Raw genomic sequence first — 14,311 nt, 5'->3', positions numbered from 1 at the left:
AGGCCGACCCTCCTGGCCACCATTGCATGAGCCTCTCCGACATTCTCCACTACCTGCGCATTGGCGGCTTCACCCTCGCCGCCCTCCTCCTCGCCTCCGTGGTGGCACTGGTCGTGGCCATCGAGCGGTTGATCGCCCTCTGGGGGGTGAGTGAGCGCTCCCGGGCGCTCGGGGAGATCGTCAACAAGCACCTGCTGCGCGGAGACGTCGCCGCCGCCCGCACGGCCGCCGAGCGCTCGGACGCCGCCGTGGCCGACATCTTCATCGCCGGCCTCGACCGCTTCGAGCGCACCCGCGGCACCTGTGACGGGGTGGACTCCGCCGTAGAGCGCGAGCGCGCCCAGGTGGGCCTGCGGCTGCGCCGCAGCCTGTGGATCCTCGCCACCATCGGCTCGCTGACCCCGTTCGTGGGCCTCTTCGGCACGGTGGCCGGCATCATGAAGTCCTTCAAGGACCTGGGCCTGGACGTACAGGCCGGCGGCACCGGCGGCACCGCCGCGGTGATGACGGGCATCTCCGAGGCCCTGGTGGCCACCGCCGTGGGCATCCTCGTCGCCGTGCAGGCCATGGCCTTCTACAACTACTTCCAGGCGCGCCTGTCCCGCGTCCTCGTGGAGCTGCGGCTGCTGGGTGACGAGTTCGTCGAGCTGCTGCGCGAGCGCCCCGTGACCACGCCGTCCGTCCCCTCCTCCACCGCCGCTGCTCCGGCCCCGGTGGAAGCGCGTTCCCTGCCGGAAGCCTGAGGTCCACTCACATGGCGATGGGCAAGGTACCCGGAGACGGAGAGGGCGACGACGTCGGTTTCGCGGAGATCAACATCACCCCGCTCACCGACGTCATGCTCGTGCTCCTCATCATCTTCATGGTGACGAGCTCGGTCATCGTGCAGCAGTCACCTAGTGGCGGGGCCCAGCAGGGCCTCAAGGTGAACCTGCCCAAGGGCGGCAGCACGGACGTCACCGCGCGTGCCACGGATCTGTCCGTGGCCGTCCTCTCGGATGGGCGCTTCGTCCTCTCCGGCAACGTGGTCAACGAGGACGAGCTCAAGCGCGCCTTCGCCGATGCTCAGAAGAAGAACCCGGACACCATCGTCATCGTCCAGGCCGATGAGGGCGTTCCCCACGGTACCGTGGTGCAGGTGATGGAGCTGGCCAAGAGCGTTGGGCTCGGGCAGCTCGCCATCGGCGTTCGCGAGGCGCAGTAGGCGGCCCGCGCCCGCCCTGCACCGCACGGGCAGCAACCCCGGAGCTACCTACCCTCACCCCGACCCTCTCCCAGAGGGAGAGGGAGGGTGTTGGAGGGAGGGAGTGGGGGCTCTTCCTTTGGCTAGATGGCTCCGAACGCCGCGTTGGTGATCTCCACCGACGAGGTGTCCTCGGTGGCCATCATCCTCGCCGCCTGCTCCACGTTGGGCAGCACGTTGCGCGCGTACCACAGCGCGCTCCACTTCTTGCCCTCGTAGAACGACTTCTCGTCGCCCGTCGCCTTCTCGCCCACGCGCTCGGCGAGGATCGCCGCTTCCAGCAGCAGCCAGCCCACCGCCAGCTCCGACATCATGTTCAGGAAGCGGTTCGCCGACAGCGGGATGAGCGTCATCTTCGCCGGATCCTGCGACCAGCCCAGCACCGCCATGGCGCTCGCCATCACGCCTTCCTGCGCCGCCGCCAGCTGCCGCACCGCATCGCCGTACACCTTGTGCTCGCGGTGCCCCTCGATGAACGCGCCCACGTCCGCCATGAACTGCTGGAAGTTCGCGCCGCCCGCCTGCCCCATCTTCCGGCCCACCAGATCCATCGCCTGGATGTGGTTGGTTCCCTCGTAGATGGAGAAGATCTTCGAGTCGCGCGTGTACTGCTCCACCGGGTAGTCCTGGCAGTAGCCCGCGCCGCCGTACACCTGGATGGCCTGCGCGCACAGCCGGAACGCCTGGTCCGAAGCGTACGACTTCACCAGCGGCGTGAGCAGCTCCACCTGTCCGCGGTGGTACGCCGCCTTGTCGTCATCCTTGCCCGCCAGCTGGTGCGCCTTGTCCGTGTGCATGGCCAGCTTGACCACCAGCGCGCGGATGCCCTCCACGTGCGCCTTCATCTCCAGCAGCATGCGGCGCACGTCCGGGTGCTCGATGATCGCCACGCGCGGCGCCGACGGATCCTTCCACTTGCTCGCGTGCGCGCCCTGCTTGCGATCCTTCGCGTACTCCAGCGCGTTGAAGTACGCCGCGCTCGCCAGCGCCAGGCCCTGGATGCCCACCGCGATGCGCGCGCCGTTCATCATCTTGAACATCTGGCTCATGCCGACGTTCTCGACCCCGCCCACCAGCTCGCCCACACAGCCGTCGTTCTCGCCGAAGTTCAGCACACATGTGGCCGACGCCTTGATGCCCATCTTGTGCTCGATGGAGCCCACGGTCACGTCGTTGCTCCCCGCCGACGAGCCGTCCGGCTTCACGCGGATCTTCGGCACGATGAAGAGCGACAGGCCCTTGGTGCCCGGCGCCGCGCCCTCGATGCGCGCCAGCACCAGGTGGATGACGTTCTCCGCCAGGTCGTGATCACCACCCGAGATGAAGATCTTCGTGCCGCGGATGCTGTAGGTGCCGTCCGCGTTCTTGCGCGCGCTCGTCTTCGCCGCGCCCACGTCCGAGCCCGCGTGCGGCTCGGTCAGGCACATGGTGCCGCCCCAGGTGCCGTTGAGCATGCGCTCCACGAAGAGCTTCTTCTGCTCCGGCGTGCCGCACTCGGCCACCAGCTCCGCCGCGCCGAACGCCAGGCCCGGGTACATGTTGAAGGCCGAGTTGGCCCCCGACAGCATCTCCTCGATGAGCACGTACAGCATCATCGGGCTGCCCTGACCGCCGTGCTCCGGGCTCACGCCCACCGTCTTGAAGCCCTGCTCGTAGAGCTTCTTCCACGCCTCCTTGAAGCCCTTGGGCGTGATGACGTTGCCGTTCTCCAGCCGGCAGCCCTCGCGATCACCCGAGGCGTTGATGGGCCCGAGGACCTCCTTGGCGAACCGGTACGTCTCCTGGAGGACGGCGCGCGCCTCGTCCGGTCCCCAGGCGTCGAAGGGGGCCTGTCCGGCGACCTGGCCGAAGCCGAACTGCTCGAACAGCGTGAAGAAGATTTCCCGAAGGTCGGTCTTGTAGGTGTTGATGCCGGCGGACATTGCCACTCCCCGTACGTTGGGGGGCTCACGGCCGCACAATCGACGGTCCGCGGCCCCACTTGGGACACGGAAAGGTTACGTCGATTGATTTTAGAGTCAACCGCGAATGACGCCTCGCGTTGGGTGGCGAGGCCTTCCTCGCCACCTGAAGTGGCACATGGACGACAAGGACCTACTTCTTGGCCTTCTTCGCGGCGGCAGCGCCCGGAGCGGCGGGGGCCGTGGCCGTCTTGGCGGCCGGCTTCTGGGTGGGCGCCTTCTTGGAGCCCGAGGTGGCGGCCGAGCGATCCTCGTCGTCCTCTCCACCCTGGGCGGCCGAGGCGTTGAGGAGGCTCTCCCGCGGCACATCCACGACGATGGGGGACTGGCCGGAGCGCTGCCGGTTCTCGTCCTCCAACGAGTAGAAGAGCTGGATGGTGGAGTTGCCCTTCATCACCAGCTCACCGCGCTGGTTCTCCGCCCACAGCTCCACCTCGACGAAGTAGCGCCCCCCCTCGCCGTGGCGGTCGCTCACGCGGCCCTTGCAGACGATGGTGTCGCCCGGCCACACCATCTTGATGAAGCGCACGTGGTAGCGCCGCAGCTGGCCGCCACGGGCCCAGTCGCTGACGAGCTGGCCCAGCATGCCCATGACGAGCATGCCCGGGGCATACACGGAGGGCATGCCCACGCTTTTGGCGTACACCTCGTCCACGTGGACGGGGTTGAAGTCGCCCGAGGCACCGGCGTAGCGGGACAGCTGTACGCGGTCGATGGGAGCCTTGGCCAGCGCCGGCAGCTCGTCACCGACGCGGAGTCCTTCGAAGTAGAGCTTGCGCGCGGGCATCACGGATTCTCCTTGGCGGCACGGACGATGAGCGTCCGGCGGGCGCGGAAGACGAGGTTGCCCTCCTCGTCGCGGCCCTCGTCCTCGATGACGGCGACATCCATCTTTCCGGCCGGGCCGGTGCGCTCGAGCACGTCCGCCACCCGGGTGGCGACGAAGATGCGATCGCCCGCGAAGATGGGCCGCTCGTACTCGAAGGACTGCTCGGCGTGCAGCAGGCTCTTGATGCCCACGCCGAGCAGCTCGCGCAGATCCGCCGCCGAGCTGAAGGAGGCGGGGAACGTGGGCGGCGCCACCACGGTGGGGTAGCCCGAGGCCCGTGCGTACTCCTCGTCGTAATAGATGGGGTTGTAGTCGCCGAGGGACTCGGCGAAGCGCCGGATGGCGCCCTTCTCCACCTCGTTCAGGAACGGCGGGGAGGCCCGTCCGATGGCGTTCTTGTCCAGCATGTCCCTCTCCCTTTTAACGACCGGCCGGAAGCTCGAGCACGGTCAGAAGCCCGGCCTCGGCGGCCGTCACGCGCGGGGCTGCGTTCACCAGCGTGTTGGCGGTGGCCCGGTCACCGGGCACGCCCCCGCGAATCTCCAGCACCAGTTTGGAGTCCGCATCAATCTCGATGCGATCTCCCGGATTGTCAGCCCCCACCGCGATGGTGAGCTCCAACCGCACCCGCTCCTGCCCCTCCTCCAGACCCACCGCGGACTGGAAGATGCCGGCCACCCGGCCCTTCTTCACCGGGAAGGCGCCGCCGGTGATGTCCTCCTCGGCGAAGACGGGGACGATCTCCTCCTCGAAGTCGTCGCAGTCCATGCCGAGTCCCAGCGCGCACAGGGCCGCGCTCTCCACCAGGCCCACGTGGCCCAGCTGCTCCTTGTCCACCAGGGCGAAGAACTCGTCCTCGGAAAGGCCCGCGCCCACCTTGCGCTGCAGCGCTTCACGGCGGGTGCGCGCGTCCACCACGCGCGACACCGTGGCATGGCGCACCGGGCCGCACGCCTGGCCCGCGGTGGCCACCAGCCTGTCCATCACGAAGCCCGGGTTGACGCCGGTGCCCAGCACCGCCACGCCGGCCTTCTGCGCCGCGCGCTCCAGCTTCTGCGCCAGCTCCGGGTACTTGAGGAAGGGGAAGGCCAGCTCCTCACACGTGGAGACCACCGGCAGGCCGAGCTTCAGCGCGTCGAGCAGCTGATCCATCACCTGCTCGAGCCGCGAGCCCGTGGCATGCAGCAGCACGACGCCCTTGCGCCGCCCCACCGCCGCCTCCAGCGTCTCGGACACCTTCCCGTTGAGCCCGGGCACCCCGAGCACCTCGGACAGCGGCCGACCCACCAGCTGCGGGCTGGCGTCGATGGCGCCGATCAGCTCCACCTCGGATGAAAGTTGGGCCGCCCTGGCGATCTCCTGCCCGATGACTCCCAACCCCATGACCACCACCGGGACCGGCCCTGCGGAGGCTCTAGGCATCGGAGAACTCTCCTAAAATCAAGGAGTTACACCACATTGCAGCAATTCGCGCACCATAGACCACCCCCAGCCGGACAGGCAAGCGGCTCGTGAGGCAGGTCCTCCCTCCGATTTCAGAAAGAACAGAGGTTTCGAGGGGTTGTGCAGCGAGCAAGAAGCGGAGCGCACTCCTGGCAGGTGTGACCTTTGGGTGCGAAGCCGTGTATAACGGCCCGGTTCTTCAACGTCCGTCCTGTAAGGGCTGGGAGGCTTGGTTCATGGACCGCATCCTCGTGGTGGATGACGATCCCCTCATTCTCGCCGCGCTTTCGCGGATTCTCCAGTCGGAGGGTTACGAGGTCATCACCCATACGGATCCGGCCCAGGCCGCCAAGGAAGAGGGTTTCCAGGTGGTGCTGACGGACTTCATGATGCCGTTGCTCAACGGCGTGGAGCTGCTGCGGACGCTGCGCGAGAAGAATCCTCGCGCGGTCCGCTTGATGCTCACCGCCGCCGCGGATTTCCGCACTGCATCCGAAGCCGTCAACCGGGGTGAGGTGTTCCGTCTGCTGGGCAAGCCCTGGTCGCTCAGTGAGCTGACCAGTGCCGTGCGGCAGGCCTTCGAACACTGCCGTCTGGTGGAGGCGAATGAGAGGTTGACGCGAGAGGTGGCGGAGAAGAACGCGGAGTTGACCGCGATCAACCGCGACCTGGAGCGTATGGTGGTGGAGCGCACCAACGGGCTGCTCGATGGCCTCATCAGCGCGCTCGACTACCGCGACACCGAGACGCAGTGGCACTCGCGCCGGGTGTCGCTGTACTCGCGGCGTATCGGTGAGGAGATCGCCCTGAGCGGCGAGCAGCTCGAGGTGGTGGAGCAGGGAGCGCTGCTGCACGACATCGGGAAGATCGGCGTGAGCGATACGATTCTGCTCAAGCCCGGTCCGCTCTCGCCCGAGGAATGGGTGGAGATGCGCAAGCATCCCGAGTACGGCTACAAGATCCTCGCGAAGATGCCCTACCTGCACGAGGCCTCGCTGATCGTGCTGCACCACCAGGAGCGGTGGGACGGCAAGGGCTACCCGCAGGGGCTCAAGGGCAAGGAGATCGTGATCGGGGCGCGTATCTTCGCGATCGCGGACACGGTGGACGCCATCACCTCGGACCGTCCGTACCGCAAGGGCCGTCCGATGTCCGTGGCGCGCGATGAGATCAAGCGCTGCTCGGGCACGCAGTTCGATCCCGAGGTGGCCGAGGCCTTCCTGCGCATTCCGGACTCGGAGTGGCAGCGCATCCGCAAGAAGGTCGAGGACATGGAGAACGCGGAGAACGCACTCTGGGCCGGCTTCACGCCGGGCAAGGTGCCCAACCGCGTCGCGAGCTGAGCCCGCGCTCCTCACGGGAGCGTGGCTCTGCCCACGAAGGCGCGCAGCCAGGTCACCTCGCTGCGCGCCCGTGACTCCAGCAGTTGCTCCGTCAGCGAGCGCAACGGCCACCGGTCGAGCGCGGCACGGAGCGAGGTCATCACCGCCGCGTGTACTTCGTCCTCGCGAGCAACGGCATATGGCCAGATAGACTTCGGGATGGGAGGCCTTACCTGTGAGGCTGTCCGAAAGTTCGGAGCGCCGCTTCGCGGAGGTGGCACGAGCGGTGGACCAACTGCTCGTGAAGACCTTCGGCGAGTCCTTCGAGGAGTTGGAAGCCAGGTTCAAAGTACTGGAGCGCGAGTTCCTGCGCTCGGTGGTGAAAACGAAATACGAGCGGCAGGAGGTACGGCGGCGGATTGCCGAGACGCTCTTCACCGAAGCATACGGACGCAATTGTCCATGGCCGGTTTTAGGGCCCACGCTGCGACGTATCCAGCGGCTGGGCTACTCGAACGTCGAGCGCCGCTACCACGTTGCCTGCCTCTATGCTCAATGGTGCCGACGACACCCTCAGCACGACGACCACGAGGCCAGGCGCATGTTGGATGACGTCGAGCGAAGCATTCTCCGCCTCGCTCGCGGCAACAGGCTCCGCGAGCGGCTCCTGACGGAGCTTGCCGAAGTGCGCACCCGAACTGGTCTTCAGTCCGTCACAACCTCCACGTCGAGGATGGTGTCGCCCTCCAGGAGCCGGTCCACCACGTCCATGCCCCGCGTCACCTCTCCGAAGGCCGTGTAGCGGCCATCCAGGTGCGGCTGTGGCGAGTGCGTGAAGAAGAACTGGCTGCCGCCCGTGTCCTTGCCCGACAGCGCCATCCCCAACACGCCCCGGCGATAGGGACGACGCGTCATCTCGCAACGGATGGAGTAGCCCGGCCCGCCCTCCCCGTCTCCGCGCGGGTCTCCTCCCTGTGCGACGAAGTCCGGCACCACGCGGTGGAAGGTGATGCCTCGGAAGTACCCCTTGCGCGCGAGCGTCACCAGGTTGCCCGAGGTCAGCGGCGCCTCCGCATCCAACGCCACCGTGAACGCTCCCTTGCTCGTGCGGAAGGTCAGCGTGCTCCCCGCCGGAGCGGGCTCGGGGTGGCGCGCGTCCGCTGGCAGCTCCACGTGAAGGGCTCGCACGGGCTGACCCGTGAGACCGGAGAGGGACTCGGCCGCCACCCGGCGCACGTTGGCGTGCGGGTGCTGGAGCCACGTCCGCAGCACCGGCTCCGCGTCCTTCCCCGCCAGTTCCACCAGTCCTCCCGCGACCGGCTCCGCCATGTCCGGCTCCTGGGGAACACGCTCCGCGAGCGCTCGCACCCGCGGCAGTGCCTCCGCGTCCTTCAACTTCCCGGCCGTGCTCGCCGCCGAGGCCGCCACCACCGGGTCGCTCCCGCCGATGAGCTCCCGCACGGGCCCGGCGGCCTCGGGCACGGGACGGCTCGACACCGCATCGAGCGCGGCCAACCGCACCCGCGTGTCCGGGTGCGAGAGGTACTTCACCGCACCATTCGCGCCTCCCTTCCCACGTGACTGGGCAATCTCGCGCAGGCCGAGCGCCAGCCGCCTCGCCTCCGGCACCTGGCCACCGCCACAGCGCAAGCTCTCGTCGAGCGTCCCCGTCTGCCGGTCGAGCGCCGCCGCCAATCGGCAGTCCAGGTTCATCAGGTCCCCCGTGGCCACCTCGGACACCGCGCCCGGCGCCGCTTCCTGGATCGCTCGCCGCAGCGCCACCAGTACCGGACGGCCCGCCTCGGGCAACCCCTGCTGTGCCAGCGCGAGCAGCGCATGGCCCGACGCGGAGTCACCCCGCGCCACGCTCCCGACCCGGGACTTCAACGCCAGCAGTTCGTCCAACGGCGTGCAGTCCCCGCCACAGCGCCCGGCCAGCTTCGCGAGCGACCGCGCCGCCTCGGCCGCCACGCGCGGCACCTCATCGCGCAGCAACCGGCCCCCCACCACGGCCGCGTCCTCCGGGCCTCCCGTGTCCCCCATGCCCTTCACGCACAGGGCGCGCACATCGGGGGCCTCGTCTCCGAGGCAGCGACGCAGGGACGGCAACGCCTCGGAGCGTTTCGCGAGCGCCAGGAGATAGGCTCCCCCATACCGGGACTCGTCGGATTGGCCGGGCCGCGTCAGTACCGCCACCTGCGCCAGCGGCACCTCCGCCATCGACGCGCCCCTGCGCGCCGCCACCCCGAGGGCCATGGCCGCCCGACCCCCCACGCCCGGATGTCCATCCGTGAGCCGATCGGACAGCCGCCGCACCGCTCCCGGCGTGGCCAGCTTCCCCAGCGAATCGAGCAGCGTGCGCCGGACGCCCTCGTCCTTCTCCGCGGCCTCGGCGGCCAATAGCGCCTCCGTCATTCGCGCCTTCTCCGCGTCCGTGAGCGGCTCCCACGAGAGCGCCAGCACTCCGGCGGCGAAGGCGGCCTCGTCGCGCACCGGCACCTCGGCGGCACCGAGCCCCGCCAGCACGGTCTCCAGCGTGGAGAGAGCCTGGATCCGGGCCAGGGCACGCAGCGCCCGTACGCGCACCGGCACGGCCCCTCGGGTCGCCAGTTCCACCAGCCGCCCGTCCGCCAGCGAGCGGCGATCCTCCCAGACAGCCACCTCCCTCCCCTCCCCCGCGTCCGGTGTCGGCGCGGAGTGGACACAACCCGAGAGCATGAGACCCCACAGCAGACAGGCGGGCACGGCGGCGCGAAGAGAACCCATGGCCGCTCCGCCTAGGCCAATTCCCCGCGAAAATCCAGGGGTTAGCCTCTTGATGCCGTTTGACTTGGACCACCGGGCACCGGAAGATGCTCGGCGTTTTTCCGCCTCAAAAGGAGCGCCGGTCCTGAACTGCCCTGGCTGTGGCACCAAGGTCGCGGATGGCACCTCCATCTGCCCTTCGTGCGACTACATCATCGACGGCTCTTTCCTCTCGACGGACGCCCCTCAGGACTCCGGTGAAGCGTCGGGCTCCGGAGCGTCCCCCGCCCGCAAGCCGGCCGCCTCGACCCGCCCGCGCACCGCCGCGGGCACGCGCGGCACCGCATCCCGTCCCGCCGCCCGGAGCTCCGCTGGCGCGGGCGCTCGTCCCCGCGTCACCACCGCCTCGGGGGCCCGCCCCGCCGCCCCCGCCCTCCCGGACGAGGACTCCACCAACATCAAGAACATGGAGGACATCGTCCGCAACGCGCCCCCGCGCACCGCGAGCGGTCGTCCCACCGCTGGAGCCCGAGGGACCTCCGCGCCGCGCCCCGCTCCCGCTGGCAGCAGTGCCCGTCCCGCCCCTCCCCGGCGCCAGCAGCCGCAGACCGAGCTCGATCCGGCGGACATCAACTACGTCCCGCCCCGCGACACCTCCAACACCGGCACCGGGCAGATCGTCGCCCCCGAGCAGGTCATCGAGGACTTCCGCGACTTCGTGGGCGTGCTGGGCCTCTCCGACAAGATCGCCTTCGCGGGCAGCTGCGTGGTCATCCTCTCCGCCTTCCTCCCCTGGAAGGAGACGGCCGAGGAGGGAGAGATCCTCGGCCTCATGAGCCTGGGGCTCATGGCCGTGCTGGCGGCCGCCGGCATCCTCGGATCCATCGCCGTGCGCGTGCGCCGGCTGCTGCCCAACCTCAACGTGCTCATCCCCTGGTTGGTGCAGCTCGGCCTGTCCGTCTTCGGCGTCCTCTGGTGCATCATCTTCATGAAGCTCGCGTACGACGCCACCGAGGTGCCCTCGCCCATCGGCAACGCGACCATCATGAACTCCTCCCCCAGCATGGGCGTGTTCATCGGCATGCTGGGCGCGTTGACGAGCCTGGCGGGCACACTGCTCGGACTGAAGGAGAAGCCCGCGTCATGACGTCGTCACCTTCCGTCGCGGCCACCGCGCCGGCCCCGGGCAACCGGAGCCCCGCCCTGGAGCGCCTCGTCCACGCGCTGGAGGGCACGGTGCTCGGACAGCCGCACGTGGTGGCGGACCTGGTCACCGCGTTCCTCGCGCGCGGGCACGTGCTGCTGGAGGGCGTCCCCGGCGTGGCCAAGACGCTCACCGCGCGCAGCATGGCCTCCGCGCTCGGGCTCGCCTTCACCCGCGTCCAGTTCACCCCCGACCTGATGCCGAGCGACATCCTCGGCACCAACGTCTTCCGGCCCCAGGACAACGCCTTCCAGCTGGTGAAGGGCCCCGTCTTCACCGAGGTGCTGGTGGCCGATGAGATCAACCGCACCCCGCCCAAGACCCAGGCCGCGCTGCTGGAGGCCATGGAGGAGCGGCAGGTCACCATCGACGGCACCACGCACGCGCTGCCCTCCCACTTCTTCGTGGTGGCCACGCAGAACCCGCTGGAGCTGGAGGGCACCTATCCGCTGCCCGAGGCGCAGCTGGACCGCTTCCTGATGCGGGTGCGCGTGGGCTACCCGCCGCCCGAGTCCGAGCTGGACATGGTGCGCGCCTTCCACCAGCGCCAGGGCAAGGCCGCCCAGGTGGAGCGGGTGCTCGATGCCTCGGCGCTCGCGGAGCTGCAGGTCCAGGCCGCGCGCGTGGCCTGTGACGAGTCCATCCTCTCCTACGTGGTGCGGCTCATCCGCGAGACACGCTCCAACCCGCGCGTGCGCCTGGGCGCCTCACCCCGCTCCTCGCAGGCGCTGCTGGCCGCGGCCAAGGCCCGCGCCGCCCTCAACGGCAGCGACTTCGTCACCCCGGACGACGTGAAGTCCGTCTGCCCCAGCGTCCTCAACCACCGTCTGCTGCTGAAGGCCGAGGCGGAGGTGGAGGGCCTCACCGCGGACGACGTGCTCCGCCAGACGTTGGAGCGCGTCCAGGTCCCCCGGTGAGTCTCGGACGGCCCGTCCCCACGGGGCTCGCCGTGGCGCTCGTCGCGGCGGCCCTCGTGCCCGCGGCTCTGGCCGTGGCCGGCTCCGCATTCCTGTGGCTCGCCGTCGCCCTGGACTCGGCGGTGCTGCTGCTGTGCGCCCTCGACTTCCTCGCCGCCCCTCGCGCCTCGGACGTGGAGGTGCGGCGCGCGGTGGAGCCCGTCCTCTCCTCGGGTACCGCCAACCCGGTGCGCCTGGAGCTGGGTCTGTCCGGCCAGAAACCCGTGCGAGGCCGCGTGCGCGACGAGGTGCCCCCGGGCGTGGACGTGCGCGGGCACGAGCAGCCCTTCACCCTCACTCCCGACGCGCCCCGCGCCACCCTCTCCTACGCCCTCACGCCGCCCGCGCGTGGAGACCTGCGCCTCGGGGACGTGCACCTGCGCCTGCTGGGCCCGCTGGGCCTGTGCGCGCGCCAGGTCCGCGTGCCCCTCGAGCAGAACGTGAAGGTGTACCCGGATCTCTCCGCGCTGACGCGGGAGGCCCTGGCGCTCGCCGTGGCCTCGGACGCCCCCGCCGAGCGCACCCTGCGCCGCTCCGCCGAGGGCCGCGAGTTCGAGTCTCTGCGCGAGTACCGCACCGGGGATGACTACCGCACGGTGGACTGGAAGGCCTCGGCGCGCCGGGGCCGCACCATGGTGCGCGTGTACCAGCCCGAGCGGAACCAGCCCGTGCTGCTGCTGCTCGACTGCGGGCGCCACATGGCGGGCCGGGTGGATGGCCGCCGCAAGCTGGACCACGCGGTGGACGCGGCGCTGCGGCTGGCCAAGGTGAGCCTGGACGCGGGGGACATGGTGGGCGTGCTCGCCTTCGCCAGCGACGTGCGCGCCTACCTCCCGCCGCGCAAGGGCCACGAGCACCTGCGCCTGCTCACCGAGTCCCTCTACCGCGCCGAGGCCGCCCTCGAGGAGAGCGACTACGGCCGCGCCTACGACTTCGCCTTCGCGCGCTCCTCGCGGCGCTCGCTGGTGGTGCTCTTCACGGACCTGGTGGACCCCGATGCCTCGGGCACGCTGCTGGCGCGCACCCTGGCGCTGCGCCCCCGCCACCTGCCCGTGGTGGCCTCGCTACTGGACGAGGATCTTCAGGGCGCCGCCACCCGAATGCCCGCCTCCGAACAGGACGCCTACGCGCGCCAGGCCGCCGCGCGCCTCGAGGAGGACTACCAGCGCACGGCTCTCACGCTTCGAGACGCGGGTGCACTCGTCGTGCGGGCCCCCGCGAAGGGCTTCGGCGCCGCCGCCATCAACACCTATCTGCACGTGAAGGCGCGGGGACTGCTGTAGCCGCCGTCGGCAGCGATGTGCCATGCAGGGGACGCGGGCGGTCTGCACGAACGCCGCATGGCCCGCCTGGCCACCTCGACACCTGCTGGGGAGCAAAAAACATGTCGGAACCGCACAAGCCGGCCATCTCACGAATCCTGCCTCGGTGGACGGCCCTGCTCCTGGTCGCGGCGTTCGCCGCCATACCGTCCTTCGCGCAGCCCGCCAGAGAGGCACCAGGAGCCGGCTCAGACGTGGCGATGGTGGCGGAACATGCGGCAGCCACCGCGGCGGACCCCTCCTCGCAGCACCTCCTACCCGTTGACTCCGCGACCATCGCGGCAGGCAAGAAAGGAGGAAAGCCGCCCTCGAAAGGCACGGCGAATGGCGAGCGGGCGTACATGCGTTTCACGCCGAAGGGCAAGCAGGAGGTCAGAGACGAGAATGCCCAGAAACATGGCGGTGAGAACCAATGCGAGAACTGCGGTGTCACGACCGTCGAGGCACAGAAGAGCCAGAAGGGCGTAACACCACCGAAGACCGAGACCCAGGTGGATCACGTCATCCCGCGAGCGAAGGGCGGAGATGGCTCGCCCTCGAACGGGCAGGTGCTGTGCAGGGAGTGCAACAACGAGAAGAGCGACAAGCAATGACCTGGACGCCCGAGCACATGTCGGATGAACACGTGAGAGTCCTCTTCAAGCTCGACAAGGAGGACGAGGATTATCCGCCCGTCGACTATGAGCGGCTCTGGGCCAGACGCCTGGACGATGGCTCGTTCGAGATCGACAACATCCCCTTCTTCGTCCGGGGTATCAGTGCAGGCGACGTGGTCGCCGCACAGCAGGAGAACGGCGAGGAAGTGGTCTTCTCCGAGCTGTTGCGTGCTTCAGGCAACAGCACGCTGCGCATCATCGTCTTCGATGAATCCCACGTGGCGGATGTCCGTCGCCGACTCCAGGAACTCGGCTGCTCGACGGAGCTGAACGTCTCGAAGATGCTGGCCGTGGACGTGCCCGCCCAGGTCGATCTCCAAGTCGTGCGCTCATGGCTCATGGAGCAGCAATCGTCGGGCACCCTGGAGTTCGAGGACGCCTGTATTCGCCACGAGTGAAAACGAAGCGGCCGAACATCGAGGCACGTGGACTGCTGGCGCCGCGGCCGTCAACACCTATCTGCACGTGAAGGCGCGGGGCATCCTGTAACTCCTTCCGTCAAGTCGCGCGCGCCACACCCTCGCGCACACGCTCGCGCGACGACGCTCCCGAAGAAAAAGCGTGCCAATCGCTCCGGAGCCGAGTTTTCGGCCTCCGCGAAGACCCCCTTTACACGCTCGTCGCACTTCC

The 14,311-nt window shown here is 69.2% G+C and carries 15 protein-coding genes; 8 read left to right on the top strand and 7 right to left on the bottom strand.

Annotation, left to right across the window (positions count from 1 at the left end):
* Positions 1-26: 26 nt before the first annotated feature.
* Together JRI60_RS20235 and JRI60_RS20230 are read left to right on the top strand one after the other, a co-directional pair.
* Positions 27-743, top strand: coding sequence for a MotA/TolQ/ExbB proton channel family protein (locus JRI60_RS20235; RefSeq protein ID WP_204227494.1), 717 nt, complete (start codon positions 27-29; stop codon positions 741-743).
* An 11-nt stretch (positions 744-754) separates the two neighbouring features.
* Positions 755-1,204, top strand: a complete 450-nt coding sequence (locus JRI60_RS20230) for an ExbD/TolR family protein (RefSeq protein ID WP_204227493.1) — start codon at positions 755-757, stop codon at positions 1,202-1,204.
* 122 nt (positions 1,205-1,326) lie between these two features.
* Here JRI60_RS20230 and JRI60_RS20225 read toward each other — a convergent pair whose 3' ends face one another.
* The 4 genes from JRI60_RS20225 to JRI60_RS20210 all read right to left on the bottom strand — a co-directional run bounded on the left by JRI60_RS20225 (position 1,327) and on the right by JRI60_RS20210 (position 5,455).
* Positions 1,327-3,165, bottom strand: a complete 1,839-nt coding sequence (locus JRI60_RS20225) for an acyl-CoA dehydrogenase (protein ID WP_204227492.1) — start codon at positions 3,163-3,165, stop codon at positions 1,327-1,329.
* A gap of 172 nt (positions 3,166-3,337) precedes the next feature.
* Positions 3,338-3,991: a MaoC family dehydratase gene (locus JRI60_RS20220; RefSeq protein WP_204227491.1), complete on the bottom strand. Its 654-nt coding sequence runs from the start codon at positions 3,989-3,991 to the stop codon at positions 3,338-3,340.
* Positions 3,991-4,440, bottom strand: coding sequence for a MaoC family dehydratase N-terminal domain-containing protein (locus JRI60_RS20215; protein WP_203403837.1), 450 nt, complete (start codon positions 4,438-4,440; stop codon positions 3,991-3,993). Before JRI60_RS20215 ends, JRI60_RS20220 begins: the two co-directional genes overlap by 1 nt.
* Before the next feature lie 13 nt (positions 4,441-4,453).
* A complete protein-coding gene (locus JRI60_RS20210) occupies positions 4,454-5,455 on the bottom strand; it encodes an NAD(P)H-dependent amine dehydrogenase family protein (RefSeq protein ID WP_204227490.1) in 1,002 nt (333 codons plus the stop codon).
* A 257-nt stretch (positions 5,456-5,712) separates the two neighbouring features.
* On the opposite strand from JRI60_RS20210, the gene JRI60_RS20205 reads away from it, so the two are divergent.
* Positions 5,713-6,819 (top strand): HD domain-containing phosphohydrolase, encoded by a 1,107-nt coding sequence (locus JRI60_RS20205; protein ID WP_204227489.1) that lies wholly within the window; start codon positions 5,713-5,715, stop codon positions 6,817-6,819.
* An 11-nt stretch (positions 6,820-6,830) separates the two neighbouring features.
* Here JRI60_RS20205 and JRI60_RS54555 read toward each other — a convergent pair whose 3' ends face one another.
* The 3 genes from JRI60_RS54555 to JRI60_RS53465 form a co-directional block, all read right to left on the bottom strand.
* Positions 6,831-6,959, bottom strand: a complete 129-nt coding sequence (locus JRI60_RS54555; RefSeq protein WP_275439399.1) for a hypothetical protein — start codon at positions 6,957-6,959, stop codon at positions 6,831-6,833.
* Between the two features lie 544 nt (positions 6,960-7,503).
* The gene (locus JRI60_RS20200) at positions 7,504-9,564 is read right to left on the bottom strand and encodes a peptidylprolyl isomerase (RefSeq protein WP_204227488.1); all 2,061 of its coding nucleotides are present in this window, start codon (positions 9,562-9,564) and stop codon (positions 7,504-7,506) included.
* 225 nt (positions 9,565-9,789) lie between these two features.
* Positions 9,790-10,011 carry a hypothetical protein gene (locus JRI60_RS53465; protein WP_239470622.1) on the bottom strand — a complete coding sequence of 74 codons (222 nt, stop codon included), beginning with the start codon at positions 10,009-10,011 and terminating at the stop codon, positions 9,790-9,792.
* Here JRI60_RS53465 and JRI60_RS53460 point away from each other — a divergent pair.
* The 5 genes from JRI60_RS53460 (at position 10,010) to JRI60_RS20175 (ending at position 14,079) form a co-directional block, all read left to right on the top strand.
* Positions 10,010-10,690 carry a hypothetical protein gene (locus tag JRI60_RS53460; RefSeq protein ID WP_239470621.1) on the top strand — a complete coding sequence of 227 codons (681 nt, stop codon included), beginning with the start codon at positions 10,010-10,012 and terminating at the stop codon, positions 10,688-10,690. The genes JRI60_RS53465 and JRI60_RS53460 overlap by 2 nt on opposite strands.
* Entirely contained in the window at positions 10,687-11,664 is a 978-nt protein-coding gene (locus JRI60_RS20190) for an AAA family ATPase (protein WP_204227486.1), read from the top strand. Before JRI60_RS53460 ends, JRI60_RS20190 begins: the two co-directional genes overlap by 4 nt.
* Positions 11,661-12,986 (top strand): DUF58 domain-containing protein, encoded by a 1,326-nt coding sequence (locus tag JRI60_RS20185; RefSeq protein WP_204227485.1) that lies wholly within the window; start codon positions 11,661-11,663, stop codon positions 12,984-12,986. Before JRI60_RS20190 ends, JRI60_RS20185 begins: the two co-directional genes overlap by 4 nt.
* A gap of 239 nt (positions 12,987-13,225) precedes the next feature.
* A complete protein-coding gene (locus JRI60_RS20180) occupies positions 13,226-13,618 on the top strand; it encodes an HNH endonuclease (RefSeq protein ID WP_239470818.1) in 393 nt (130 codons plus the stop codon).
* Positions 13,615-14,079: a DUF4265 domain-containing protein gene (locus JRI60_RS20175; protein ID WP_204227483.1), complete on the top strand. Its 465-nt coding sequence runs from the start codon at positions 13,615-13,617 to the stop codon at positions 14,077-14,079. Before JRI60_RS20180 ends, JRI60_RS20175 begins: the two co-directional genes overlap by 4 nt.
* Positions 14,080-14,311: the final 232 nt, after the last annotated feature.

The sequence above is a fragment of the Archangium violaceum genome (assembly GCF_016887565.1).
Taxonomy (GTDB): Bacteria; Myxococcota; Myxococcia; order Myxococcales; family Myxococcaceae; genus Archangium; species Archangium violaceum_B.
The sequence above is the reverse complement of the archived record's forward strand: the minus strand, read 5'-3'. Positions and strand labels throughout refer to the sequence as shown.